Here is a 23,352-nt window from a genome sequence, read left to right on the forward strand (position 1 = left end):
CCCGCTCCCCACCTGGGTACGGCGTGGCGTGGTCACGCCACCCTCGGCCGGGTCCTCCCCCCGTGCCGCGCCGAGTCGAGCAGCCCCCGCACGGTCGCCAGCCACCCGGCGGCGATGATCGCGGCGGCCACCGACAGGCCCAGCGTGCCGTTGAGCGGCAGCACGATGCCGACGGCGCCGCCGAACACCCAGGAGACCTGGAGCAGCGTCTCCGAGCGCGCGAAGGCCGACGTGCGCACCAGCTCCGGCACGTCCCGCTGGATCAGCGCGTCCAGGGACAGTTTGGCCAGCGCCTGCGCGAACCCGGCGACCGCCGCCAGGCACGTCACCAGGAACGCGCTGAAGAACACCGCGGCCACCACCGCCGTGCCCAGCACCACCGCGACCACCGTCACGATGATGACCTCCGGCGCCCGGGACCGCAGCCACGCCCCGACCGCCGTGCCCAGCGCGTTGCCCGCGCCGGCCGCGACGCCCACTATGCCCAGCGACACCGCCGCGCTCTGGCCGGTCAGCGGGTGCACCCGCAGCAGGAAGGCCAGGAAGAAGATCAGGAAGCCGGTCAGACAGCGGATGGCCGCGTTGGCGGCCAGCGCGTGGGTCACCGCCGGTCCCACCGTGCGCAGCCCCGGACGCCTGCCCCGCTCCCGCAGCGGCCCCGGCAGGTGTTTCTCGTCCGCGGCGAGCAGCGCCCGGGCCTCGCCGCGGGCCGAGTCCACCTTCCGCGGCAGCGTGAAGGACAGCACGGTCCCCGCCACGAAGATCACGAAGGCGCCGTACAGCGGCCACCGCGGTCCCACCTGCTGGAGCCCCGCGCCGATCGGCGCCGCGGCCCCGGTGGCCAGCAGCCCGCACAGCGTGACCCGCGAGTTGGCCTTCACCAGGGAGACCTTGGGCGGCAGCAGCCGCGGCACCACCGCGCTCCTGACCACGCCGTACGCCTTCGAGGCGACCAGCACGCCCAGCGCCGCCGGGTACAGCTCGATGCCGCCGGTGACGACCGCGCCCGACAGCACCAGCGCGAGCAGTGCCCGGGCGGCCATCGCGCAGGCCATCGCCGCGCGGCGACCGTGCGGCAGCCGGTCCAGGAGCGGGCCGATCACCGGCGCGAGCAGCGTGAACGGCGCCATGGTGATGGCGAGGTAGAGCGCGACCCGCCCGCGCGCCTCGTCGGTGGGCACGGAGAAGAAGACGGTGGAGGCGAGCGCGACGGTGATCATCACGTCACCGGCGCCGTTCACCCCGTGCAGTTCGATCAGCTTGCCGAGGCCCGACTCGCCCGCGCCGTGCGCGTGCGTCGCCCGGCGGATGCCGCGCGCCGTACCGGTCACCGGCAGGCGCAGCGCCCGGCCGACCGCACGGAACCGGGAGCCGGGGCCGCGCCCGCGGCTCCCGCCCTTGAACTCCGTCCGTGCGGCTGCCACCCCGTCATAGTGCCCCGTCCGCGGCGGCTGTAGCGCCGATACGGCACGTATGGCGGTGATCGAGTCGGGTGACACCGGCCCCCGCCCCGCCCGGGAACGCGAGGTCGTACCCCGCCGAAACTCCCGTCGGTGTAGGCCCAGCGCACATGAGCAGGTAGCGTGCCTAGCGCGCCGTGGCGAACGTTCTCGGCCGCGCGCCTTACGGCCATCCCGCAGAATGGATGACGTAGGTGCGCCCGAGCGCGATCGGGCGCGGACGTCGACGCGGTCCACGGGTCCGCTCCGTCCGCCCCCTCGCAGGCAGCGGCGCACTCGTGAGACGGCGTATGGAGAGAAGCGATACCTGTGAGCGCAGCGACAACGCGAAGCCGCACCCCTGACCGCCTGTGCGCCGAGGCCGTCGACCTCGCCCGGGGAGCCGCCGAGGAGGCCGCCGCCCCCGGCGTCGTCGGCGAGCACGAGGGCATGGTGTCGGAGGGCGACCGGGTCGTCACGCACTTCTTCGCCTGCAAGGAGATGGGGTACCGGGGCTGGCGCTGGGCCGTGACGGTGGCTCGCGCCTCCCGCGCGAAGGTCGTCACGGTGGACGAGGCGGTGCTGCTGCCCGGCCCCGACGCGCTGCTGGCCCCCGAGTGGGTGCCGTGGAGCGAGCGGCTGCGCCCCGGCGACATGGGCCCCGGCGACCTGCTGCCCACGGACGCCGACGACCTGCGCCTGGAGCCCGGCTGGACCGGCGAGGACGAGCCGCCGCCCAACTCCGCCGTCTCCCACGAGATGGCCGACCTGGTCGAGGCCGAGGACGCCGAGGTGACCGCCGGTCCGCCCGCCGAGCTGCCGGCCGTCCCGGCCCGCGGCACGATCGCGGGGATCGCCGAGGAGCTGGGGCTGCGCCGCCCCCGGGTGCTGTCCCGGTACGGGCTGCACGTCGCCGCCGACCGCTGGGAGGAGGGCTACGGCCCGAAGACCGCGATGGCCCAGGCGGCGCCCGCCTCCTGCGTGAGCTGCGGCTTCCTCGCCCGCATCGGCGGCTCGCTCGGACAGGCCTTCGGGGTGTGCGCCAACGAGTTCTCCCCGGCCGACGGACACGTGGTGTCGCTGGCCTACGGCTGCGGCGGGCACTCCGAGGCGGCCGTCATGCCGAAGCCGCCGCGGGTGGCTCCGCCGGTGATCGACGAGACGCGCGTGGACCCGTTCCCGCTGCGGCCGGCGGCCGACTCCGGGTCGGTGCCGGTGGTCGAGGACCAGGAGTCGGCGGAGCTGGGGCACTCGTAGGGCGCGAGTGCGTGGGCGGCGGTTCCGCTGCCGGGCCCCGCCTGCTTCGACGGCCCCGCCCTCGAACTCCCCCGAGCGGGTACCCCGAGGACGGGCTGGACGACGCCGGCCGGAGCGCGCGGAGCGCCGTCGGCATGACGGTGCGCCGTCGTGGGCGCCGACGGGTGGGTGCCGGGGCGGTACCTTCGTGGTCCGTCGATGAGGAGAGTCACCGTGAGCATGTTCGTACGGCCTGCCACCGAGGGTGCCGATCCGTTCGGTACGGCACGGCTGCGGCGCGGGGTGCTGGACGCCTGGGCGACCAGCCCGGCCCGCTTCCGTGAGGACGCCAACGCGGAGGAGGACCTCGTCCTCGGCGGCTACCGCGACCGGCTGGTCGTCGAACTGGCACAGAACGCCGCCGACGCCGCCGCGCGGTCCGGCGTGCCCGGCCGGCTCCGCCTGACCCTGCGCGACGGTGTCCTGGTCGCCGCCAACACCGGTGCCCCGCTGGACGCGACCGGCGTCGAGTCGCTGTCCACGCTGCGCGCCTCCGCCAAGCGGGAGGCGGCGGACGGCTCGGTCGGCCGGTTCGGGGTCGGCTTCGCCGCCGTCCTGGCGGTCACCGACGAGCCCGCCGTCGTCGGACGGCACGGCGGGGTGCGCTGGTCGCTGGCCGAGGCGCACGACCTGGCCGCCGACACGGCCCGGCACAGCCCCGGCCTGGGCGACGAGATCCGGCGCCGCGACGGGCACGTACCGCTGCTGCGGCTGCCGTTCCCCGCCGAGGGCAGCGCCCCCGCCCCGTACGACACCGCCGTCATCCTCCCGTTGCGGGACACGGCCGCCGCCGACCTCGCCGAACGGCTGCTGCACGCCGTGGACGACGCCCTGCTGCTCGCCCTGCCGGGCCTGGAGGAGGTGGTGATCGAGGCCGGGGACGACGTACGGACCCTCTCGCGCCGCGTCGAGGGCGCCCTGACCGTGGTGGAGGACTCCGCCCACGGCGCCACCCGCTGGCGCACCGCCGCCGCGCACGGCCCCCTCACCCCCGACCTGCTCGCCGACCGCCCGGTCGAGGAGCGGCTGCGTCCGCACTGGTCCGTGACCTGGGCGGTCCCCGTCGACGCCGACGGTGCCCCGGCCCGCCCCCGCACCAGCCCCGTGGTGCACGCGCCCACCCCCAGCGACGAGCCGCTCGGCGTGCCCGCGCTGCTCATCGCGTCCTACCCGCTGGACTCCACCCGCCGGCACACCGCGCCGGGGCCGCTGACCGACTTCCTGACCGAGCGGGCCGCCGACGCCTACGCCGGGCTGCTCGCCGACTGGCGGCCGGTCACCGCCGGTCTCGTCGACCTGGTGCCCGGCGCGCTGGGCCGGGGCGAACTGGACGGCGTACTGCGCCGGGCCATCCTCGCCCGGCTCCCGCGCACCTCCTTCCTGCCGCCCGCCGTCCCCTCCGCGGGCGAGGACGCGGAGGACGGTCTTCCGCAGTCCCTGCGGCCCCGCGACGCCGAGGTGGTGGAGGGCGCGGGCGCCGACACCGTGCGGGTGCTGGCCGAGGTGCTGCCGACACTGCTGCCCGCCGGGCTCGAACGCCGCGCCGAACTGCGCACGCTGGGCGTGGCCCGGGTGCCGTTGACCGACGCGATCGACCGGCTGGCGGGCCTGGAGAAGGACCCCGCCTGGTGGCGCGGCCTCTACGACAGCCTCGCCGGGGTCGACCTCGACCGGCTGTCCGGGCTGCCGGTGCCGCTGGCTGGGGGTACCTCCCAGGCTTTCGGCTCTGGGGGAGGGCGTACGACCATCGGGCCCCGGCAGGTGCTGCTGCCCTCCCCGGAGGCCGTCTCCCTCGACCCGGAGGTCCTCACCCGGCTCGGCCTCAAGATCGCCCACCCGGACGCCGCGCACCCGCTCCTGGAGAAGCTCGGCGCCCTCCCGGCCACCCCGCGCGCCGTGCTCACCACCCCGCAGGTCCGGGCCGCCGTCGCCGCCTCCCTGGACGACGAGGGCGGGACCAACTGGGAGGAGGACGCCCTCGACGCCGAGGAACTGGCCGACACCGTGCTCGGCCTGGTCCGCGACGCCGGAATCGACCCCGGGGACGAGCCCTGGCTGGGCGCCCTCGCCCTGCCCGACGAGGACGGCGAACTCTCCCCGGCGGGCGAACTCGTCTTCCCCGGCGGTCCGTTCGCCCGGGTCATGCGCGAGGACGAACTCGCCGCCGTGGACGCCGAACTCGCCGAGAAGTGGGGCCCCGAACCGCTGGCCGCCTGCGGCGTCCTCGTCACCTTCGCCCTGGTCCGCGCCACCGACGTCGTCCTGGACCCCGACGAACTGGAGCCCCGCGAGGGCGACTTCGCCGAACCGGACGACGCCGGGCTGCTGGACGCCGTGGACGTGTGGAGCGAGGACGTCCTCGACCGCTTCCCGGACAGCCCCGTCCCGCCGGTCGCCACCGAGATCGTCGCCGTGCGCGACCTCGACCTCGTGGACGACGACCACTGGCCCGAGGCCCTCGCCCTGCTGTCCCGGCCGCCCCTGCGCGACGCGCTCGTCCAGCCGGTGCGCGTCCTGCTGCACGACGGCACCCACGAGGTCGTACGGCCCTACACCGCGTGGTGGCTGCGCGGGCACCCGGTGCTCGGCGGACGCCGCCCGGCCGGACTGCGCTCGGCGGGCGGCGACCCGCTGCTGCGGGGCCTGTACGACGAGGCCGACGCGACCGGCTTCGAGGACGAGCAGGTGCTGCGGGCGCTGGGCGTGCGCACCTCGGTCGCCGCCCTCCTCGACGAGCCCGGCGGCGCGGCCGAACTCCTGGACCGCCTCGCCGATCCCGACCGCCCGGTCACGGCCGCCCAACTGCACGCCCTGTACGGCGCGCTGGCCGAGCTGGACCCGGAGCAGGTGACCCTGCCGGACGAGGTGCGGGCCGTGGTCGACGGCGAGGTGCGGGTGGTGGACGCCGCCGACGCCGTCGTGGTCGACTCGCCCGACCTGCTGCCCTTCACCTCCGGCGTGCCGCTGCTGCCGGTCCGCCCGGCGCGGGCCGCCGAACTGGCCGAGCTGTTCCAGGTGCGGCGCCTGAGCGAGTCCGTCACCGGCCGCGTCGACTCCGAGGGCACCGAGCACGCCGTGCCGGAGCCGGTGCGGGTGCTGCTGGGGGCGCGGACCCCGGCGTCGTACGTGGAGCACGGGGAACTGGTCGTCGACGGCGTGGAGATCGACTGGCGCCTGACGGACGACGGGGCGCTGCACGCGGCGACGCTGGAAGGGGTGGCCGCGGGGCTCGCCTGGGCGGCGGGGCAGTGGCCGCGGCGGTTCGAGGTGGCGGCGCTGCTGGAGGACGAGTCGCGGACGGAGGAGCTGGCCAGGGACCGCTGGTTCGACTGAAGCCAACTGAACCCACCGGATGTGAAGGCGGGCGCACATTTCCTTCACCTCCCGTACAACCATCGCGCCCCGCCGGGGATCTACGAGGCGAGTCAGCAGGCTCACGACCCTCCAGGCCCCGGCGCGGCGAAGACCGCCGGGGTCCCTCGTCACCACGTGGGGAACACATGCGCACACGAGTCCTGGCGGCATCCGCCACCGGCGCCCTGGCCCTGACCGCCCTCGCCGTCCCGGCCGCGCAGGCCGACGGCGGGAGCGGCGACATCCGGATCACCAAGGTCGTCGTCGACGGCGACAACAAGGTGACCATCGGCACCGGCTCCGCCAAGACCTTCTCGGTCAGCGTCACCGCCACCGACGACTCCGGCATCGCGGGCGCCGACTCCTTCACGCTGGCGGGCCCGGGGTACGGCTTCGAGTCGACGGGCAAGCCGTCCTGCAAGAAGGTCAGCGCCACCACCTCCACCTGCACAGCCTCGGTGAAGACCGACCCGCGGACGGACTACCTCAGCAACGCGATGGCCGGCACCTGGTACGTCGGCGTGTGGATCGACGCCAACGACCACGACTACGTGTGGAAGGACAAGGCCGGGTCCTTCAAGTTCCAGCGCGGCAGCGCCCTGACGACCAACGCCTCGCCGGAGCCGGTGAAGAAGGGCAAGACCCTCACGGTCACCGGCAAGCTCAGCCGCGCCAACTGGGAGACGCTCAAGTACGGGGCGTACAGCGGGCAGTCGGTGCAGCTCCAGTACCTGAAGAAGGGCGCCAAGAGCTACACCACGCTGAAGACCGTCAAGTCCAACACGTCGGGCAACCTCAGCACCACCGTCAAGGCCACCGCGGACGGCTACTACCGCTACGTCTTCGCCGGCAACTCGACGTCCGGGGCGATCACCTCGGTCTCCGACTTCGTCGACGTGAAGTAGCCCCCTGGGCGAGCGGCGGTCAGACGGGGAAGCGGCGGTCGACCCACCTCCACAGGAGTTCCAGGGCGGCCGCCGCGACCACCGCGACGCCCACGGCCGTCCACGGCATCGTCACCCCCACCAGCTTCAGCGCGAAGAAGCTCTGCAGCCACGGCACCACCAGCACCACCACGAAGGCCAGGCCCATCGCCGCCACCAGCGCCACCCGCCACCACGTGTACGGCCGCGCGATGATCGCCAGCACCCACATCGAGATCAGGAACAGGGTCAGCGTCGCCGCGCTCGTCTCGGCGTTCAGCGCGTCCGGACCGGTGTAGTGGTGCCGCGCGACCAGGTACGTCACGAAGGTCGCCGCACCGGCCACCACCCCGCCCGGGACCGCGTACCGCATCACGCGCCGTACGAAGTGGGGCCTGGCCCGTTCCTTGTTCGGGGCGAGGGCCAGGAAGAAGGCGGGGACGCCGATGGTGAGCGTGGAGAGCAGGGTCAGGTGGCGGGGCAGGAACGGGTACTCCACCTGCGAGCAGACCACCAGGACGGCGAGCAGCACCGAGTACACCGTCTTGACCAGGAACAGGGTCGCCACGCGCGTGATGTTGCCGATCACCCGGCGGCCCTCGGCCACCACCGACGGCAGGGTGGCGAAGCTGTTGTTGAGCAGCACGATCTGCGCGACCGCCCGGGTCGCCTCCGAGCCGGAACCCATCGCCACGCCGATGTCGGCGTCCTTGAGCGCGAGGACGTCGTTGACGCCGTCGCCGGTCATCGCGACCGTGTGGCCGCGCGACTGCAGGGCGCCCACCATGTCCCGCTTCTGCTGCGGGGTGACCCGCCCGAACACCGTGCCCTCGTCCAGGGCACCCGCCATCTCCTCCGGCTCGGCGGGCAGCCGGCGCGCGTCGACGGTGGTGCCGGACAGCCCGAGCTTGGCCGCCACCGCGCCCACCGACACCGCGTTGTCGCCGGAGATGACCTTGGCGCGGACGTCCTGGTCGGCGAAGTAGCGCAGTGTGTCCGCGGCGTCCGGGCGCAGCCGCTGCTCCAGGACGACCAGGGCGGTGGGCTCGGCCCCCTCGGCGACCTCCGCGTCGTCCAGGCCCCGCCGGGCGCGGGCCAGCAGCAGGACGCGCAGGCCCTGTTCGTTGAGGCGCCCGGTCTCCGCGAGCGCCGGGTCGTCCTCGGCCAGCAGCACGTCCGGCGCACCCAGCAGCCACGTACCGGTGGTGCCGTCGCCCTCGTCGACGGCGGCGCCGCTGTACTTGCGGGCGGAGGAGAAGGGCAGCGCCCCCGTGCACGTCCACGCGGCGGCGGCACCGGTGACCGGGTAGGCGTCGACGATCGCCTGGAGGGAGGCGTTGGGACGCGGGTCGGACTGGCCCAGGGCGCCGAGCACGCCGCGGACGTACTCCTCGTCGGCGCCGCCGAGCAGGCGCAGGCCGGTGACGTCCATGCCGCCCTCGGTGAGGGTGCCGGTCTTGTCCAGGCAGACGGTGTCGACGCGGGCCAGGCCCTCGATGGCCGGCAGCTCCTGCACGAGGCACTGCTTGCGGCCCAGCCGGACGACACCGATCGCGAAGGCCACGGAGGTGAGCAGCACCAGGCCCTCGGGGACCATGGGCACGATGCCGCCGACGGTGCGCGCGATCGAGTCGTCCAGCGCGTGGTTCTTGGCGAGCAACTGGCTGAGGACCAGGCCGATCGCCGTCGGGACCATCATCCAGGTGACGTACTTGAGGATCGTCGAGATGCCGCTGCGCAGCTCCGACTGGACCAGCGTGAAGCGGGACGCCTCCTCGGCGAGCTGCGCGGCGTACGCCTCGCGCCCCACCTTGGTCGCCCGGAACGCGCCGCCGCCCGCGACCACGAAGCTGCCCGACATGATCGCGTCGCCGGGCCGCTTGACGACCGGGTCGGCCTCGCCGGTCAGCAGGGACTCGTCGATCTCCAGCCCGTCGGCCTCGACGCACACCCCGTCGACGACCGCCTTGTCGCCCGGGCCGATCTCGATGACGTCGTCCAGCACGATCGCGGACGTACTGACCTCGGTGGGCTTCCCGTCCCGGCGGACCGTGGGCCGGGCCTCGCCGATCACCGCCAGGGAGTCCAGGGTCTTCTTCGCCCGCCACTCCTGGACGATGCCGATGCCGGTGTTGGCGAGGATCACGAAGCCGAACAGGCTGTCCTGGATCGGCGCGACGAACAGCATGATCACCCAGAGCACGCCGATGATCGCGTTGAACCGGGTGAAGACGTTGGCGCGGACGATCTCGGCCAGGGAGCGGCTGCTGCGCACCGGCACGTCGTTGACCTGGCCGCGGGCGGTCCGCTCGGCGACGTCGGCCGCCGTCAGTCCGGTCGCGGGCGAGGGGCTGTCCACGGCGTGCGCGGGCGCGGGGTCGCGTCTGTCCGCGTCGAGATGCGTCATGCATTCGACGGTACGTGCGGTTCCGCCCCTCCACCCACCGAGCAGGGCGAAGATCCGACCTGGGTACGAGGGGGTGCGGCGCGGTCTGCTGCTGCGGTACTACACCGGTACTAGGCGGTGGGCTGATCCGCCTGCGGGCCCCCGGCGTCCCGGGCGGCGGCCTGCCGCTTGAGCGCGGCGTCGCGGCCCCGGACGTACCAGATGCCGATCAGGCCGAGACCGGCGCCGGCCAGGCAGGTCCACACCCACCAGGCGTGCCCGTGGTCGTCGAACCAGCCGTAGAAGGGGAGCTGCACCAGGAAGAGGACGAACCAGAGGACGGTGCCGCCGACGACGGTCGGTACCACGGGGCCCTCCAGGGGCTCCGGTGCCTCGTGCGTGGGTGTCCACTTCGTCATGCGTACAGCTTACGAGGAGCACGCGGGCGGGGTGACGGCGCGGCACCACCCGATGTCTACGCGCGGAGATAGCGATCTGCGGCTCATACGTTCATACTGAACCCGTTTGTCTCTGACCGCTTTCATTCGTAGAAAACACCAAGAGGAACACCGACAAGGCCGTGGGGGAACCTGTTGGTGATGAGGTCCACGCATGTCCACCTCGGCCACCGCCAAGGTCCCCCCGTCCCCCGAGCCGCCGGAGGACCGGCGGCCCCCGCAGAACGGTCTCGACCGTTACTTCAAGATCTCCGAGCGCGGCAGCACCCTGCCCCGTGAGATCCGAGGCGGCTTCGCCACCTTCTTCGCGATGGCCTACATCATCGTGCTGAACCCGATCATCCTGGGCAGCGCGAAGGACATGTACGGCCACCAGCTCGACAACGGCCAGCTCGTCACGGCGACCGCGCTGACGGCCGCCTTCACCACCCTGCTGATGGGCGTCATCGGCAACGTCCCGATCGCGCTGGCCGCGGGCCTCGGCGTGAACTCGGTCGTCGCCCTCCAGCTCGCCCCGCGGATGTCCTGGTCGGACGCCATGGGCATGGTGGTGCTGGCCGGCTTCGTCGTCATGCTGCTGGTCGCCACCGGTCTGCGCGAGCGCGTCATGAACGCCGTTCCCTACGGCCTGCGCAAGGCCATCTCCATCGGTATCGGCCTCTTCGTCATGATCGTCGGCCTCGTCGACTCCGGCTTCGTCACCCGCATGCCGGACGCCGCGCAGACCACCGTCCCGCTCCAGCTCGGCGTCGGCGGCCACCTGCACGGCTGGCCGGTGCTGATCTTCGTCCTCGGTGTGCTGCTGACCCTCGCGCTGATCGTCCGCAAGACGCCGGGCGCCATCCTGATCTCGATCGTCGTGATGACCGTGATCGCGGTGATCGTCAACGCCGTCACCGACATCCCGTCCTGGGGCCTGACCACGCCCGAGTGGCCCGGCAACCCCGTGGCCACGCCCGACTTCGGGCTGGTCGGCGAGGTCAGCCTGTTCGGCGGGTTCGGCAAGGTCGGCGTCCTGACCGGCGTCCTGTTCGTCTTCACCGTGCTGCTGTCGTGCTTCTTCGACGCGATGGGCACGATCATGGGCGTCAGCGACGAGGCCAAGCTGACCGACGGCGAGGGCCAGATGCCGGGCATCAACAAGGTCCTGTTCGTCGACGGTGTCGCGGTCGCCGCCGGCGGTGCCAGCTCCGCCTCCGCCACCACCTGCTTCGTGGAGTCCACGGCCGGTGTCGGCGAGGGCGCCCGCACCGGCTTCGCCAACATCGTCACCGGCGCGCTGTTCGCCGTGGCGCTGTTCCTCACGCCGGTCGCCACCATGGTGCCGTCCCAGGCGGCGACCCCGGCACTGATCGCGGTCGGCTTCCTGATCCTGGCCGGTTCGATCAGGGAGATCGACTGGTCCGACTTCACGATCGCCATCCCGGCCTTCGTGACGATGCTGATGATGCCGTTCACCTACTCGATCACCAACGGCATCGGCATGGGCTTCATCACCTTCTCGGTGCTGCGCCTGGCCTCCGGGCGGGGCCGTGAGGTGCCGGTGGCGATGCACGTGGTGTCGGTGGTCTTCGCCTTCTACTACCTGATGCCGGCCCTGGGTCTGACGTGAGACCCGCGGGGCCGCCTCAGGTGACCCCGTAGAACCGTTCCGTCTCCTCCACGGCGGACTGGAACCGCTCGTCGAAGTCATCCCGAATGAGCGTCCGGACGACATAGTCCTGGACGCTCATTCCTCTTTTGGCCGCATGGTCCCGGAGCCGGTCGAGCAGCTCCCTGTCCATCCGCAGGCTGAGCACGCTGGTCCCCATGAGCACGAGGGTCGCCGGGTCCGCCGGGTGACGCTCCGATTTCCGGAAACGACTCACTCGTACGGGTGAACTGTGTGTTTCAGTGGCGGGCGTCACGGGCAAGCGGACGCCCGAGCGGTGGTATTTCGCGAGACTAATGAGTTACGCTAATGAACATGCCGGACCTCAAGCATGGCGACGACGCCGCCGCCGTGAACTCCCTGCGCTCCGCCGTGATGCGGTTGTCCCGTCGGCTCAAGCACCAGCGGGTCGACGAGTCACTCAGCCCCACCGAGATGTCGGTGCTGGGCACCCTGTCCAACTGCGGCAGCGCGACCCCGGGCGAGCTGGCCCGCAAGGAACACGTCCAGCCGCCCTCGATGACCCGCATCGTGGCCCTGCTCGAGGCCAAGGGCCTGGTCCGGCTGGAACCGCACCCCGAGGACCGGCGCCAGAAGGTCGTGACGCAGACCGAGCAGGCCGTGGTGATGCTCGAGGAGAGCCGCCGCAGGCGGAACGCGTTCCTGGCCACGCTGGTCGAGGGACTCGACGAGGACGAGTGGGCCACACTGCGCGCCGCCGCCCCCGTGCTGGAGAAGCTCGCACACAAGTAGAAGCAGTTCTCGCGAGGAGGCGAACCCTTTTGAGTACGGGACCCGGAGCAGCTTCCGCCCCCGCACCCGACGGCCACGACGACCCCACCGGGACCCCCCGGACCCCTCGCAAGACGTCGATGTTCGCCTCCCTGAAGGTCAGGAACTACCGCCTGTTCTTCCTGGGCCAGGTCGTCTCGAACATCGGCACCTGGATGCAGCGCATCGCCCAGGACTGGCTCGTCCTCAGCCTCACCGGCTCCTCGGCCGCCGTCGGCATCACCACCGCCCTGCAGTTCCTGCCGATGCTCCTCTTCGGCCTCTACGGCGGCGTCCTCGTCGACCGCTGGCGCAAGCGGACCACCCTGCTGTTCACCCAGTCCGCGATGGCCCTGTCCGCACTCGCCCTCGCCGTCCTCACCCTCAGCGGCCAGGTCCAGGTCTGGCACGTCTACGTCGCCGCCTTCGCGATGGGCCTGGCCACCGTCCTCGACAACCCCGCCCGCCAGTCCTTCGTCGCCGAGCTGGTCGGACGGGACCAACTGCAGAACGCGGTCAGTCTGAACTCGGCCAACTTCCAGTCCGCCCGCCTGGTCGGCCCCGCCGTCGCCGGTGTGATGATCACCGGCGTGGGCACCGGCTGGGCGTTCCTCGCCAACGGCCTGTCCTTCGTCGCGCCCCTCACCTGCCTGGTGCTGATGCGCGCCCGCGACCTGCACGCCGTGCGGCGCACCCCGCGCGGCAAGGGCCAGCTCCGCGAGGGCCTCCACTACGTCGCCGGCCGCCCCGAGCTGATCTGGACCATCGTGCTGGTCGGCTTCATCGGCACCTTCGGCTTCAACTTCCCGGTCTTCCTGTCCGCCTTCGCCGACGACGTCTTCCACGCGGGCGCGGGGGCGTACAGCCTCTTCAACACCCTCATGGCCGTCGGCTCGCTGGCCGGCGCCCTGCTCGCCGCCCGGCGCGGCACCGCCCGGCTGCGCGTCCTGATCGCGGCGGCCCTCGGCTTCGGCGCCCTGGAGATCGTCGCGTCGGCGGCGCCCGGGCTGTGGCTCTTCGCGCTGCTGATGGTCCCGATCGGCGTCTTCAGCATGACGGTCAACGTCACCGCCAACACCAGCATCCAGATGTCCACCGACCCGGCCATGCGGGGCCGGGTGATGGCCCTCTACATGATGGTCTTCCTCGGCGGCTCCCCGATCGGCGCCCCGATCGTCGGCTGGATCACCGACGCCTACGGCGCCCGGGCCGGCTTCGCCGCGGGCGGCGCGGTGGCGGCGAGCGCCGCACTCGTCATCGGCCTGGTGCTGGCCCGCGTCGGCAACCTCCGCCTCTCCGTCGGCTGGCACCGCGGCCACCCCCAGGTCCGCTTCGTCCCCCGGGACCGTCAGGAGGCACTGGCGCCGGTGGCGTAGGACGGGGGCGGTTCCCGTCAGTCCCGGGGGAAGTCGTCGGTCCTGAGGGTGAGGCCGACGACGGTGCGGGTGAGGTCGATGTCCTCGCCAAAGCCGAAGCCGACGCACGCGTGGTACTTGCCGTCCTCCGGCAGAGTGTGCAGGTGCCACTCCCCGGCGTAAGGATCCACGATCAGGTACACCGGGACGCCGGCGGCGGCGTAGGCGTCCTTCTTGGGTCCGTGGTCGTTGCCGGCCGTGCTCCGGGAGACGACCTCGGCGACGAACTCGACGTCCTCCGGCCGCCAGTGTCCCTTGTCGTCCTTCCGGGCCCCTTCGGCCAGGGCCACGACGTCGGAGGCGAAACCGTTGAGATAACCGGGGTAGTCCATACGGACGTCGGACTTCACGCGCTTGCGGGGATACTTGGTCCGCAGTTGCTCGACGATGTCCAGAATGATGTCCCAGTGGGTGTCCCGCTGCGGCGTCATGAAGATGTGACCCCCGACGATCTCGGTCTTGTATCCCTCGGGGACGGGCATCTTCTCGAGCCACTCGAACATGACGTCCAGAGTCAGCTCGGTGCTCTCTTCGGCCATCTCGATCCTGTCGTCAAGGACGGTCATCGTGGCGCTCCTCCCCGGCTGCCCCCGACGCGAGTGCAGCCGCGCGGTACAACGATACGCACGGTGACCAGGCCACGCGCGGACGTACACGTGTTCTCCGGGGAAGACTGACCGGCATGAGACTGTTCGCCGCCGTGCTGCCCCCCGAGGACGTCACCGCCTCCCTCGCCGACGAGGTGGCCGCGCTGCGGAGGCTGCCCGGGGCGGACGGGCTGCGCTGGACCGGGCGGGACGGCTGGCACCTCACGCTCGCCTTCTACGGCGAGGTCGACGACGGCGTCGTACCCGACCTGGCGGCGCGCCTGGAGCGGGCAGCCCGCCGCACCCCGCCCTTCGAGCTGGCGTTGCGCGGCGGCGGGCAGTTCGGGCGCGGCCGGGCGCTGTGGGTGGGTGCGGAGGGCGGCCTGGCGACCCTGCGGCTGCTGGCCGGCCGGGCGGAGTCGGCGGGGCGCAGGGCGGGCGTCGACATGGGCGGGCACCGGCGCTACCGGCCCCACCTGACGCTGGCCCGCAGCAGGCGGGCCCTCGACGTCCGTCCCCACGTCGAGGCACTGGCCGGCTACGCCGGACCCGCCTGGACGGTGACCGGCCTGGCGCTGGTCCGCAGCAACCTGCCGGAGTCGGGCGTGCCGGGCGAGCAGCCCCGTTACGAGGCGGTCGCCCGCAGTCCGCTCGGCGCCTCCGGTTAGGCTCGGGGCGTGGACCCGAAGACCCGGAACCGGATCATGGCCGGTGTGCTCGTGCTGATGCTCGTCGTGGTGGCGGTGGCGGCGGCCCTCGGCTGACCTGCCCGTGGGCCGCCGCCCACGCTCACCCCGCCGACGCCCCGGCTACCAGGCGAAGGCCTCCGGTGAAGGCCCCGGCCCCGGGAAGACCTCGTCGAGCCCGGTCAGCAGCTCGTCCGACAGCTCCAGCTCCACGGCCCTGAGCGCCGACGCGAGCTGCTCGGCCGTGCGCGGGCCCACGATGGGGCCGGTCACGCCGGGGCGGGTCAGCAGCCAGGCCAGCGCGGCCTCGCCGGGCTCCACCCCGTGCTTGTCGAGCAGGTCCTCGTACGCCTGGATCTGCGCCCGCTTCGCCGGGTCGGCCAGGGCGTCGGCCGCGCGCCCGGACGCCCGGCGCCCGCCCTGGACCTCCTTCTTGATCACCCCGCCGAGCAGCCCGCCGTGCAGCGGCGACCACGGGATGACCCCGAGGCCGTACTCCTGCGCGGCCGGAATCACCTCCATCTCGGCGCGGCGCTCGGCCAGGTTGTACAGGCACTGCTCGCTGACCAGGCCGATGGTCCCGCCGCGCCGGGCGGCCGTCTCGTTGGCCTGCGCGATCTTGTACCCGGGGAAGTTCGACGACCCGGCGTACAGCACCTTGCCCTGCTGGACCAGGGTGTCGATCGCCTGCCAGATCTCGTCGAACCCGGTGGCGCGGTCGATGTGGTGGAACTGGTACAGGTCGATGCGGTCGGTCCGCAGGCGCTTCAAACTGGCGTCGACCGCCCGCCTGATGTTCACGGCGGACAGCTTGTCGTGGTTGGGCCACGCCTCGCCGTCGGCGCCCATGTTGCCGTACACCTTGGTGGCGATGACGGTCTTGTCGCGGCGGTCGCCGCCCTGGGCGAACCAGTTGCCGATGATCTCCTCGGTACGGCCCTTGTTCTCGCCCCAGCCGTACACGTTGGCAGTGTCGAAGAAGTTGATGCCGGCGTCCAGCGCCGCGTCCATGATCGCGTGACTGTCGGCCTCGTCGGTCTGCGGACCGAAGTTCATGGTGCCGAGGACGAGCCGGCTGACCTTGAGTCCCGTGCGTCCGAGCTGCGTGTACTTCATGGTCCCCAAGCCAACGACTTGGAGTGCGCTCCAGGCAAGCGGGGCGGGCGGTCATCCTTCCAGGGCCCGAAGGATCTCAAGGACGGTGTGCCGGTGGATGTCCCGCTGCGGCGCCATGCGGACAACCCCGCCGACGATCCCGACCTCGAACCCCCGGGGACGGGCATCCTCTCGAGTCGCTCGGCCGTCTCGTCGAGCCGACCCGTGTCGCGAGTACGGTCGCGCGGTACGTCGACACGCACGGCGGCCAGGACACGAGGGGACGCGCACGTGCCGGAGGCTCGGTGCCCTACGACGAGGCCGCGTACGGTCCGCCCAGCCCCCACTCCTCGTGCAGCGCCTCCGCGAACGCCTCCGCGATCCGGTGTTCGCCGCTCTCGTTGGGATGCGTGCCGTCGTAGGTGTCCGTGTGGAAGTCGTACGCCGGCGGGGCCGGGACGAGCAGCAGCGGGGCGCCGGGATCGTCGAGGTCGGTGAGGGTCTTGGCGAGGAGTTCGTTGAAGTGGGCGACCTGCTCGGCGAAGGTCTCGTCGGCGTCCACCCGGATGTTGTGCAGGACCGGCAGCACGGCGATGCGGACGCGCGGGTTGGCCGCGCGGGCGGCGGCCACGAAGGCGCGGACGTTGGCGGCGGTCTGCTCGGCGTTGGTGTAGAAGCCGAGGTCGATCAGGCCCAGGGAGACGAGGAGCACGTCCGCGCGGCAGGAGCGCACCGCCTCGCCGATCAGCGGGGTCATGTGGTGCCAGCCCTCGCCCCAGCCGGCCAGGTGGGCGCGGGGGAAGCCGGGGTCGGCGTAGGCGTACGAGGTGGGGGCGTCCGTCCCCCGGTCGTGGAGGGTCTCGCGCGGGCCGACGAAGGTGAAGGGGCGGCCGTGGGAGTCGCGCAGGTGCTGCCACAGCCGGTAGCGCCACGTGTGTTCGCCGGCGCTCCCGATCGTCATGGAGTCGCCGACGAACATGAACCTGAGCATCCGCTCATCATGGACGATCGGCCTGGCCGGCGCGATGTGAGACCTCCCACGCAGGGTGACCGCCGTCGTGAACGCCCGTGAGGGATGGCAGGCTTGGCGCATGCGCCGACCCTTCGCCCTCCTCGCCTCGGCCCTCCTCGTGGGCGCGTTCGCCGTGCCCGCCTCGGCGGCGGACGGGGGCGACGGGCCCGCCGGGAGCGACGGGTTCACGATCAAGGACCCGCGCATCACCGAGTCCAGCGGCCTGGCCGCCTCCCGCCTGCACCCCGGCGTCTACTGGACGCACAACGACCAGGACACCGGGCCGTACATCTACGCCGTGGACGGCGCCACCGGCGAGACCGTCGCCCGCGTCGCCCTGTCCGGCGTCGGCACCCCCCGCGACGTCGAGGCGATCGCCATCGGCCCCGGCAACCGGATCTTCGTCGGCGACATCGGGGACAACGACGGCGTGACCTGGCCGTACGTGTGGATCTACGAGTTGCCCGAGCCGACGGAACTCAAGGACCAGACCGTGAAGGCGACGCAGTACGTCGTCAAGTACACGGACGGTTCCCGCGACGCGGAGTCGATGCTGGTCCACCCGAAGACCGGGCGGGTCTACATCATCGACAAGCACGAGGACGGCGGGCACCTGTACGAGGGCCCGGCGAAACTGTCGTCCTCCGGCACCAACGTCTTCCGGCCCACGGTCCCGGTGGACCTCTGGGCGACGGACGCCGCGTTCTCCCCGGACGGTGGGCAACTCGCCGTGCGCGGCTACCTCGGGGGCATCTGGTACGACTGGAACGGCGGCAGGATCCGGCGCACCGGGCGGATCAACGTGCCCCTGGGGCAGGGTGAGTCCGCCACGTACACGATCGACGGCAAGAAGCTGCTGCTCGGCATGGAGGGCGTCAACAGCCCCGTGAAGGCCCAGGACGTGCCCGGGCGGGGCGGCGGCGACTCCGGCGGCGGAGCGGGTTCGGGGTCCCACGCCTCGGGCGAGGGCTCCGGCGCCGCGGGCGGGGACACGCTCAAGGTCGGCGCGGTCGGGCTGCTCGTCGCGCTCGCCGCCCTGTTCGGTCTACGCCGGGTCCTCCGGCGCCGCTGAGCCGCTCGCCGCGGCAGGCTCGTCCGCGGCCGGGTCGCTCGCGGCGGGGTCGTCCGCCGCCGCCCGGCGCGAGGCCACCAGCACTTCCAGGCCGTCCAGGATGCGCTGGAGCCCGAACTCGAAGTGGTCGAAGCCGGTGCCGAAGGCGTCCTCGGAGAGGGAGGCCAGCACGGGGTAGCGCCCGCTCGTCATGGCCTCCACGAGCACCGGTTCCTGGGCCCGCCAGAACTCCGCGTCCGTCAGCCCGGAGCTGCGCTCGGCCTCCCGCTCGTACACCTGTGTGCGGGCGGCCCCGACGACGTATCCGTCGATCATGACGATCACCGAGACCAGCTCGGGGTCGGTCAGGCCCATCGGCCTGATCCGGGCGAGCACCTTCTCCATGCCGTCCAGGGCGGAGGGGCCGAGGATCGGCCGGGACTGGTTGACCGCCAGCAGCCAGGTGTGGCGCCGGTAGAGGGCGAGTGTGGCGTGGCCGAGGGCATGGAGCGCCGAGCGCCAGTCGCCGTCGCCGAGGTCGGCGGGGTCCTGGGACGGGCGCTGCACGCGGTCCAGCATGAGGTCGAGCAGCTCGGCCTTGCCGGGGACGTAGCGGTACAGCGACATCGTGCCGGTGCCCAGTTCGGTGGCGATCCGGCGCATCGAGACGGCGCCGAGCCCCTCCCGGTCCGCGACCTCGACGGCGGCCTCGACGATCCGGTCCAGCGTCAGGCCCGGCCGCGGGCCCCGGCTGGGGCGCCGGCCGGTGTCCCACAACAGTTCGAGGGTGCGGCCGATGTCGCCGCTGCCGCTGGTCTCCGTGCCGCTCGCCATGGGCTCAGTTTAGAACCGCGCCGCAGAGCCGCGCCGAAAAACTGGGTACGGTGTACGCGTTATCGGGTACGGTGTACTCAGTTGTGAGTCGGGAAGGGGGACTGAACCCATGGGCGAGAAACACGCGGTGCGGGCGGAGGGCCTGGAGAAGCGGTACGGCGACAAGTACGCGCTGGCCGGCTTCGACCTCGCGGTGCGCGAGGGCACCGTGCACGGCCTGCTCGGGCCCAACGGCGCGGGCAAGACCACGGCGGTGCGCATCCTGTCCACGCTGATCCGGCTGGACGGGGGACGGGCCGAGGTCGCGGGCCTGGACGTGGCCCGGCAGGCGCGCGAGGTGCGGGCGCGGATCGGGCTCACCGGTCAGTACGCGGCCGTGGACGAGGTGCTGACCGGCCGGCAGAACCTGGAGATGTTCGGGCGCCTGTTCCACCTGGGCGGCAGGCGGGCCGCGGCCCGCGCGGTCGAACTGCTGGAGCAGTTCGACCTGACCGACGCCGCCGACCGGGGCGTGGGCAAGTACAGCGGCGGCATGCGGCGCCGTCTCGACCTCGCCGCGTCGATGATCCTCGCCCCGGCCGTCCTGTTCCTGGACGAGCCGACGACCGGGCTGGACCCGCGCAGCCGCGGCGAGGTCTGGGACTCGGTGCGCGCGCTGGTGGCGGGCGGCACCACGGTCCTGCTGACCACGCAGTACCTGGAGGAGGCCGACAGGCTCGCCTCGCGCATCACCGTCATCGACCGGGGCCGGGCCATCGCCGACGACACCCCGGACGGGCTGAAGGACCTGGTCGGCGGCGACCGGATCGAGGTCGTGGTCGCCGACCGCGGCGAGATCCCGCGGGTGGTGAGGACGGTCGCCCGGGTCTGCCAGGGCGAACCGGAGGTGGAGGAGGAGGCGCTGCGCGTGCACGCCCCGGTGGCCGACCGCGTGCCGGCCCTGACCGAGGTGGCGCGCACCCTCCAGGACGAGGGGGTCGCGGTGGAGGACATCGGACTGCGCCGGCCGAGCCTCGACGACGTCTTCCTGCGCCTGACCGGTCACCGCACGGGCGCGGAGCCCGCGCGGCGCACGGAGCGGGAGGCGGTGGCGGCATGAGCGCCCTCGACCTCGGCGGCGCGTCCGGCCCGGCGGCGGCCCCGCGCGAGCGCGGACGGCTGTACTGGCTGCTCGCCGACTGCGGCAACGTCGTCCGCCGCGGCCTGACCCACTACCAGCGCCAGCCCGTCAACATCGCCTGGCAGCTCGGCTTCCCGATCGTCTCCGTCCTCCTCTACGGCTATGTCTTCGGCAGCGCGCTGACCGTGCCGGGCGGCGGGGACTACAAGGACTTCCTGATGCCGGGCATGTTCGCGATGACCATGGCGTTCGGCTTCATCAACACCGCGACGGTCGTCGTGCACGACGCCACGAAGGGCGTCATCGACCGGTTCCGCTCCATGCCGATGGCGTCCTCGGCGGTGGTGGCCGGGCGCGGGGTGACCGATCTCGTGGTCGCCTGCGCCGAGCTGGCCATCATGATGCTGACGGCGATGGCCATGGGCTGGCGTCCGGACGGTGGCTGGGGCTTCGTGGCGGCGTTCGGACTCCTGCTGTGGCTGCGGTTCGCGCTGATCTGGATCGGCGTGTGGCTGGGCCTGCTGGTCCCCAACCCGGAGGCGGCGGGCGGCCTGTTCGCGGTGGCCTTCCCCCTCACGATGATCTCCAGCATCTTCGTCGCCCCGCAGCTCATGCCCGACTGGCTGGGCTGGGTGGCCGCGTGGAACCCGATCTCGTCCACGGCCGCCGCGGCCCGCGACCTGTTCGGCACACCGGTGGGCGGCGGCGACTCGTGGATCGAACAGCACGCCCTGCTGATGGCGGGCGTCTGGCCCCTGATCCTGACAGCGGCCTTCCTCCCGCTGGCGGTACGGAGATTCCAGCGACTGAGCCGGTAGGACCGGTCCGGTCCCGGACGACTGGCCGGAGCCGGGGGCGGCCACCCAGCCGGGGCGGCCCGCCGCGCCCTCGGGGCGAGGCGGGCCCCCGCGCTAGCATCGGCACCCTGTCGATCACTGGAGTTTGGCCCCATGTCGCTGCCGCGTGTCGGAGTCGTCATCGTCACCATGGGGACGCGCCCGCGTGAACTGGCGGCACTGCTCGCTTCGGTGGAGAAGCAGAGTGTGCCGGCGGCACGGGTGATGCTGATCGGCAACGCGACTCCACTGACCGACGTGGACACCGCGCAGAACGTGACCAAGGTCCCGCTCGAGGAGAACCTTGGATGTCCGGGAGGCCGAAACGTCGGTCTGGCGATGTTGAGGGACTACGGCGACACCGATGTCGTCGTCGAACTGGACGACGACGGACTGCTCATCGACTCGGACGTGTTCCGCAAGGTCCAGCACCTGTTCGCGTCGGACGCGAGGCTGGGGATCGTCGGTTTCCGCGTCGCCGACGAGCACGGCCGCACCGAGCGGCGCTGGGTGCCGCGACTGGTGGACGACGCCGAAGAGCCCCGGTATGGAGACATCGACCGTGTGGACTGGGCGGAGATCGTCGAGATCGGTCTGGGCGAGGGCCCGGGTCGTGACTACTGGAGGAATCTGATGGCCACTTACACCCCGAATTTCCCGGGCAGCAACACGATCGTCGAGGAGTCCTGGCTCGACGGGCGTGCCAAGGGCCAGGCCGAAGGCAAGGCCGAGGACATCCTGCACATTCTCGAGGCGCGGGGCATCGGGATCCCTGACTCCGTCCGGGAGCGAGTCGTCGGCTGCACGGATCTCGGCGTGCTGGGCACATGGCTCGACCGCTCTTTGAGTGTGACGCGCGCCGAGGAACTGTTCGCCGACGAGTAGAGCCGTCCAGGCACGCGAAGGGCGCCCGGCGATGCGCGTCGCCGGGCGCCCTCCGTTGTCGTGCCGGTGGTGTCGGCTACAGCTTCTCGATCACGTGGTCCACGCACTTCGTCAGCGCCTCGACGTCCGACGGGTCGAGCGGGCCACGGCCTTGAAGAAGGTGTAGCAGAACACCCCGTCGGGTTCGGCCGTGCGCCGCAGGGCGGCGATGCCCGCGTCGAAGGTCCGCGCGTCGATCAGCCCCGCCGCGACGGCGGGCTCCCGGACCCCCGAGATCATCGCGGTGAAGGTGCGTCTGGTGAAGCTGTCGGCCAACTCCGGCCGGCTGCCGTCGACGTAGACGGTGCGCGGGCTGACGGCGATGTCCGACCAGTCCGCCTCGTGCAGCAGGGGGAAGAGCCGCCGGCCGATGAGGGCGTCACCGCCGGCGTGCCGCTGCAGCGTCACCTGGCACGCTACGGCAGCGCGCGCCGCTTCGTCGTCCGGGTGGAAGTAGGCCGAGCCGTGGTCGCCCTCGATCACGGTGATCGTCCCGCCGGGCCGCACGAGACGCCGCAGTCGTCGCAGCGCGTCGACCGGAGCGGGCAGGTGCTCCAGCAGGAAGCACACGAAGACGTGGTCGAAGGATGCCTCGGCGAACCCGCCCTCCGGTTCGGGGAGCGCGAAGACGTCCTTCTCGGCGAACTCGACGTTCGTGAGCCCCGCGGCAGCGATGCGCCCCGAGGCCGACTTCAGCGAGTCGGTGGCGATGTCGGCCGACACGAAGCGCGTGTGCGGGCTGCGCGAGGCCAGGGCGACGGTCTGCGCCCCCACGCCGCACCCCATCTCCAGGACCCGCTCGCCCGGTTGGAACCGGGTGTTGCCGTGCAGCAGCTCGACCAGGGCGTCCGCCTGGTCCGCGAGCCGGGTGCTCTCCTCGGGCCGGTAGCCGTGCACGTACTGCTCGAACATGGTCATGGTCTCGATCACCTTCATCATCTGGTCCGGCCCCGCACTCCCGAGCGCGGCCACGAGTCGGTCGCGCAGTCGGCTTCGCCGAGCGAGGTCCTCCTCGACGTCGTCGAGGTGCGCGCGCAGCGTCGCCGCCGGGTCCGGATCCTCGCGGTCCAGCATGGCGGCGACCTGTCGCAGCCCCAGGCCGGTCCGGCGCAGGGCCAACGCCCGGTAGAGACGCGTGACATGCTCGGGGCCGTAACGGCGGTGACCGCTCGGCGTGCGCTCGGGAGACACCACGCCCAACGCGTCCCAGTGCCGCAACACCCGCACCGACACCCCGGACGCGTGCGCCAGTTCGCCCACCGTCCACCACGTACCGTCGTCCACGACGGAAACGCTAGGCCCTCACACGGTGTCAGCTTCAAGTATCGTGAATCGGAGCGGTTCGGCGTCCGGCCGCTTGCTGTCGCCGAGGGCCCAGGCGTCGCTGCCGATGCGGGCGAGAGTCACGCTGGACTCGCCGTCGGGGTGGGTGTTGCCTCCGCACGCCGTCGCGAACGAGGCGTTGGTGAGGTCGAGTCGGTAGAGGTCGTTTCGGTGCGGCATATCTGTCCCTT

General features: G+C 72.4%; 21 protein-coding genes. 11 read left to right on the top strand and 10 right to left on the bottom strand.

Features of this window, described 5'->3' with window-relative positions; translation table 11 throughout:
- Positions 1–32: 32 nt before the first annotated feature.
- On the bottom strand, positions 33–1,424 hold the full coding sequence (locus IG88_RS0124560) for an MFS transporter (RefSeq protein ID WP_031045167.1): 1,392 nt from the start codon (positions 1,422–1,424) through the stop codon (positions 33–35).
- Positions 1,425–1,769: 345 nt separating this feature from the next.
- Between IG88_RS0124560 and IG88_RS0124565 the strand changes: the two genes are divergently transcribed.
- From IG88_RS0124565 to IG88_RS0124575, 3 genes are all read left to right on the top strand, one after another.
- Positions 1,770–2,696: a DUF3027 domain-containing protein gene (locus IG88_RS0124565; protein ID WP_031045168.1), complete on the top strand. Its 927-nt coding sequence runs from the start codon at positions 1,770–1,772 to the stop codon at positions 2,694–2,696.
- A 213-nt stretch (positions 2,697–2,909) separates the two neighbouring features.
- Complete coding sequence (locus tag IG88_RS0124570) at positions 2,910–6,068, top strand: sacsin N-terminal ATP-binding-like domain-containing protein (protein ID WP_037836565.1); 3,159 nt, start codon at positions 2,910–2,912, stop codon at positions 6,066–6,068.
- A gap of 167 nt (positions 6,069–6,235) precedes the next feature.
- A complete protein-coding gene (locus tag IG88_RS0124575) occupies positions 6,236–6,994 on the top strand; it encodes a hypothetical protein (protein WP_031045170.1) in 759 nt (252 codons plus the stop codon).
- A gap of 19 nt (positions 6,995–7,013) precedes the next feature.
- Here the strand turns inward: IG88_RS0124575 and IG88_RS0124580 are convergent, their stop codons facing one another.
- Both IG88_RS0124580 and IG88_RS0124585 read right to left on the bottom strand, forming a co-directional pair.
- Positions 7,014–9,419 carry an HAD-IC family P-type ATPase gene (locus IG88_RS0124580; RefSeq protein WP_031045172.1) on the bottom strand — a complete coding sequence of 802 codons (2,406 nt, stop codon included), beginning with the start codon at positions 9,417–9,419 and terminating at the stop codon, positions 7,014–7,016.
- 110 nt (positions 9,420–9,529) lie between these two features.
- Positions 9,530–9,817, bottom strand: a complete 288-nt coding sequence (locus IG88_RS0124585; RefSeq protein WP_031045175.1) for a DUF2530 domain-containing protein — start codon at positions 9,815–9,817, stop codon at positions 9,530–9,532.
- A 193-nt stretch (positions 9,818–10,010) separates the two neighbouring features.
- Between IG88_RS0124585 and IG88_RS0124590 the strand changes: the two genes are divergently transcribed.
- Complete coding sequence (locus tag IG88_RS0124590) at positions 10,011–11,468, top strand: NCS2 family permease (protein ID WP_031045178.1); 1,458 nt, start codon at positions 10,011–10,013, stop codon at positions 11,466–11,468.
- A gap of 16 nt (positions 11,469–11,484) precedes the next feature.
- On the opposite strand, the gene IG88_RS0124595 is transcribed toward IG88_RS0124590, so the two are convergent.
- Complete coding sequence (locus tag IG88_RS0124595; RefSeq protein WP_030399344.1) at positions 11,485–11,673, bottom strand: hypothetical protein; 189 nt, start codon at positions 11,671–11,673, stop codon at positions 11,485–11,487.
- A 149-nt stretch (positions 11,674–11,822) separates the two neighbouring features.
- Between IG88_RS0124595 and IG88_RS0124600 the strand changes: the two genes are divergently transcribed.
- Both IG88_RS0124600 and IG88_RS0124605 read left to right on the top strand, forming a co-directional pair.
- Positions 11,823–12,260: a MarR family winged helix-turn-helix transcriptional regulator gene (locus tag IG88_RS0124600; protein WP_031045181.1), complete on the top strand. Its 438-nt coding sequence runs from the start codon at positions 11,823–11,825 to the stop codon at positions 12,258–12,260.
- A 29-nt stretch (positions 12,261–12,289) separates the two neighbouring features.
- Complete coding sequence (locus tag IG88_RS0124605; protein WP_031045184.1) at positions 12,290–13,654, top strand: MFS transporter; 1,365 nt, start codon at positions 12,290–12,292, stop codon at positions 13,652–13,654.
- Positions 13,655–13,671: 17 nt separating this feature from the next.
- Here the strand turns inward: IG88_RS0124605 and IG88_RS0124610 are convergent, their stop codons facing one another.
- Positions 13,672–14,259, bottom strand: coding sequence for a Uma2 family endonuclease (locus IG88_RS0124610; protein WP_031045187.1), 588 nt, complete (start codon positions 14,257–14,259; stop codon positions 13,672–13,674).
- Positions 14,260–14,375: 116 nt separating this feature from the next.
- Here IG88_RS0124610 and thpR point away from each other — a divergent pair, with 116 nt between their 5' ends.
- Positions 14,376–14,948: an RNA 2',3'-cyclic phosphodiesterase gene (thpR, locus tag IG88_RS0124615; RefSeq protein WP_031045190.1), complete on the top strand. Its 573-nt coding sequence runs from the start codon at positions 14,376–14,378 to the stop codon at positions 14,946–14,948.
- A 141-nt stretch (positions 14,949–15,089) separates the two neighbouring features.
- Here the strand turns inward: thpR and IG88_RS0124625 are convergent, their stop codons facing one another.
- Entirely contained in the window at positions 15,090–16,082 is a 993-nt protein-coding gene (locus IG88_RS0124625; protein ID WP_031045192.1) for an aldo/keto reductase, read from the bottom strand.
- A gap of 289 nt (positions 16,083–16,371) precedes the next feature.
- Complete coding sequence (locus IG88_RS0124630; protein ID WP_031045196.1) at positions 16,372–17,052, bottom strand: GDSL-type esterase/lipase family protein; 681 nt, start codon at positions 17,050–17,052, stop codon at positions 16,372–16,374.
- Positions 17,053–17,152: 100 nt separating this feature from the next.
- On the opposite strand from IG88_RS0124630, the gene IG88_RS0124635 reads away from it, so the two are divergent.
- A complete protein-coding gene (locus IG88_RS0124635; RefSeq protein ID WP_031045201.1) occupies positions 17,153–18,145 on the top strand; it encodes a hypothetical protein in 993 nt (330 codons plus the stop codon).
- Here the strand turns inward: IG88_RS0124635 and IG88_RS0124640 are convergent.
- The gene (locus IG88_RS0124640; RefSeq protein WP_031045204.1) at positions 18,119–18,958 is read right to left on the bottom strand and encodes a TetR/AcrR family transcriptional regulator; all 840 of its coding nucleotides are present in this window, start codon (positions 18,956–18,958) and stop codon (positions 18,119–18,121) included. The genes IG88_RS0124635 and IG88_RS0124640 overlap by 27 nt on opposite strands.
- Positions 18,959–19,067: 109 nt before the next feature.
- Between IG88_RS0124640 and IG88_RS0124645 the strand changes: the two genes are divergently transcribed.
- From IG88_RS0124645 to IG88_RS44420, 3 genes are all read left to right on the top strand, one after another.
- Positions 19,068–20,057, top strand: a complete 990-nt coding sequence (locus IG88_RS0124645; protein WP_031045207.1) for a daunorubicin resistance protein DrrA family ABC transporter ATP-binding protein — start codon at positions 19,068–19,070, stop codon at positions 20,055–20,057.
- The gene (locus IG88_RS0124650; RefSeq protein WP_031045210.1) at positions 20,054–20,896 is read left to right on the top strand and encodes an ABC transporter permease; all 843 of its coding nucleotides are present in this window, start codon (positions 20,054–20,056) and stop codon (positions 20,894–20,896) included. Before IG88_RS0124645 ends, IG88_RS0124650 begins: the two co-directional genes overlap by 4 nt.
- A gap of 132 nt (positions 20,897–21,028) precedes the next feature.
- On the top strand, positions 21,029–21,799 hold the full coding sequence (locus IG88_RS44420; protein WP_234332262.1) for a glycosyltransferase family 2 protein: 771 nt from the start codon (positions 21,029–21,031) through the stop codon (positions 21,797–21,799).
- 111 nt (positions 21,800–21,910) lie between these two features.
- Here IG88_RS44420 and IG88_RS38970 read toward each other — a convergent pair whose 3' ends face one another.
- Both IG88_RS38970 and IG88_RS0124665 read right to left on the bottom strand, forming a co-directional pair.
- Positions 21,911–23,122 carry a methyltransferase domain-containing protein gene (locus tag IG88_RS38970; protein WP_031045215.1) on the bottom strand — a complete coding sequence of 404 codons (1,212 nt, stop codon included), beginning with the start codon at positions 23,120–23,122 and terminating at the stop codon, positions 21,911–21,913.
- A gap of 18 nt (positions 23,123–23,140) precedes the next feature.
- A complete protein-coding gene (locus IG88_RS0124665) occupies positions 23,141–23,341 on the bottom strand; it encodes a hypothetical protein (protein WP_031045218.1) in 201 nt (66 codons plus the stop codon).
- Between the last annotated feature and the right edge of the window lie 11 nt (positions 23,342–23,352).

Origin of the sequence: Streptomyces sp. NRRL F-5650 (assembly GCF_000721365.1) — a bacterium.
GTDB classification, from domain to species: Bacteria; Actinomycetota; Actinomycetes; order Streptomycetales; family Streptomycetaceae; genus Streptomyces; species Streptomyces ardesiacus.

What these genes read in the sequence shown, in the direction of transcription:
- IG88_RS0124645 (WP_031045207.1), top strand. Translation starts at nt 19,068, where the DNA reads ATGGGCGAGAAACACGCGGTGCGGGCGGAGGGCCTGGAGAAGCGGTAC.
- IG88_RS0124590 (WP_031045178.1), top strand. Translation starts at nt 10,011, where the DNA reads ATGTCCACCTCGGCCACCGCCAAGGTCCCCCCGTCCCCCGAGCCGCCG.
- IG88_RS0124630 (WP_031045196.1), bottom strand. Translation starts at nt 17,052, where the DNA reads ATGCTCAGGTTCATGTTCGTCGGCGACTCCATGACGATCGGGAGCGCC.
- IG88_RS0124665 (WP_031045218.1), bottom strand. Translation starts at nt 23,341, where the DNA reads ATGCCGCACCGAAACGACCTCTACCGACTCGACCTCACCAACGCCTCG.
- IG88_RS0124640 (WP_031045204.1), bottom strand. Translation starts at nt 18,958, where the DNA reads ATGGCGAGCGGCACGGAGACCAGCGGCAGCGGCGACATCGGCCGCACC.
- IG88_RS0124600 (WP_031045181.1), top strand. Translation starts at nt 11,823, where the DNA reads ATGCCGGACCTCAAGCATGGCGACGACGCCGCCGCCGTGAACTCCCTG.
- IG88_RS0124650 (WP_031045210.1), top strand. Translation starts at nt 20,054, where the DNA reads ATGAGCGCCCTCGACCTCGGCGGCGCGTCCGGCCCGGCGGCGGCCCCG.
- IG88_RS0124625 (WP_031045192.1), bottom strand. Translation starts at nt 16,082, where the DNA reads ATGAAGTACACGCAGCTCGGACGCACGGGACTCAAGGTCAGCCGGCTC.
- IG88_RS0124610 (WP_031045187.1), bottom strand. Translation starts at nt 14,259, where the DNA reads ATGACCGTCCTTGACGACAGGATCGAGATGGCCGAAGAGAGCACCGAG.
- thpR (WP_031045190.1), top strand. Translation starts at nt 14,376, where the DNA reads ATGAGACTGTTCGCCGCCGTGCTGCCCCCCGAGGACGTCACCGCCTCC.
- IG88_RS0124580 (WP_031045172.1), bottom strand. Translation starts at nt 9,419, where the DNA reads ATGACGCATCTCGACGCGGACAGACGCGACCCCGCGCCCGCGCACGCC.
- IG88_RS0124585 (WP_031045175.1), bottom strand. Translation starts at nt 9,817, where the DNA reads ATGACGAAGTGGACACCCACGCACGAGGCACCGGAGCCCCTGGAGGGC.
- IG88_RS0124575 (WP_031045170.1), top strand. Translation starts at nt 6,236, where the DNA reads ATGCGCACACGAGTCCTGGCGGCATCCGCCACCGGCGCCCTGGCCCTG.
- IG88_RS0124635 (WP_031045201.1), top strand. Translation starts at nt 17,153, where the DNA reads ATGCGCCGACCCTTCGCCCTCCTCGCCTCGGCCCTCCTCGTGGGCGCG.
- IG88_RS44420 (WP_234332262.1), top strand. Translation starts at nt 21,029, where the DNA reads ATGTCGCTGCCGCGTGTCGGAGTCGTCATCGTCACCATGGGGACGCGC.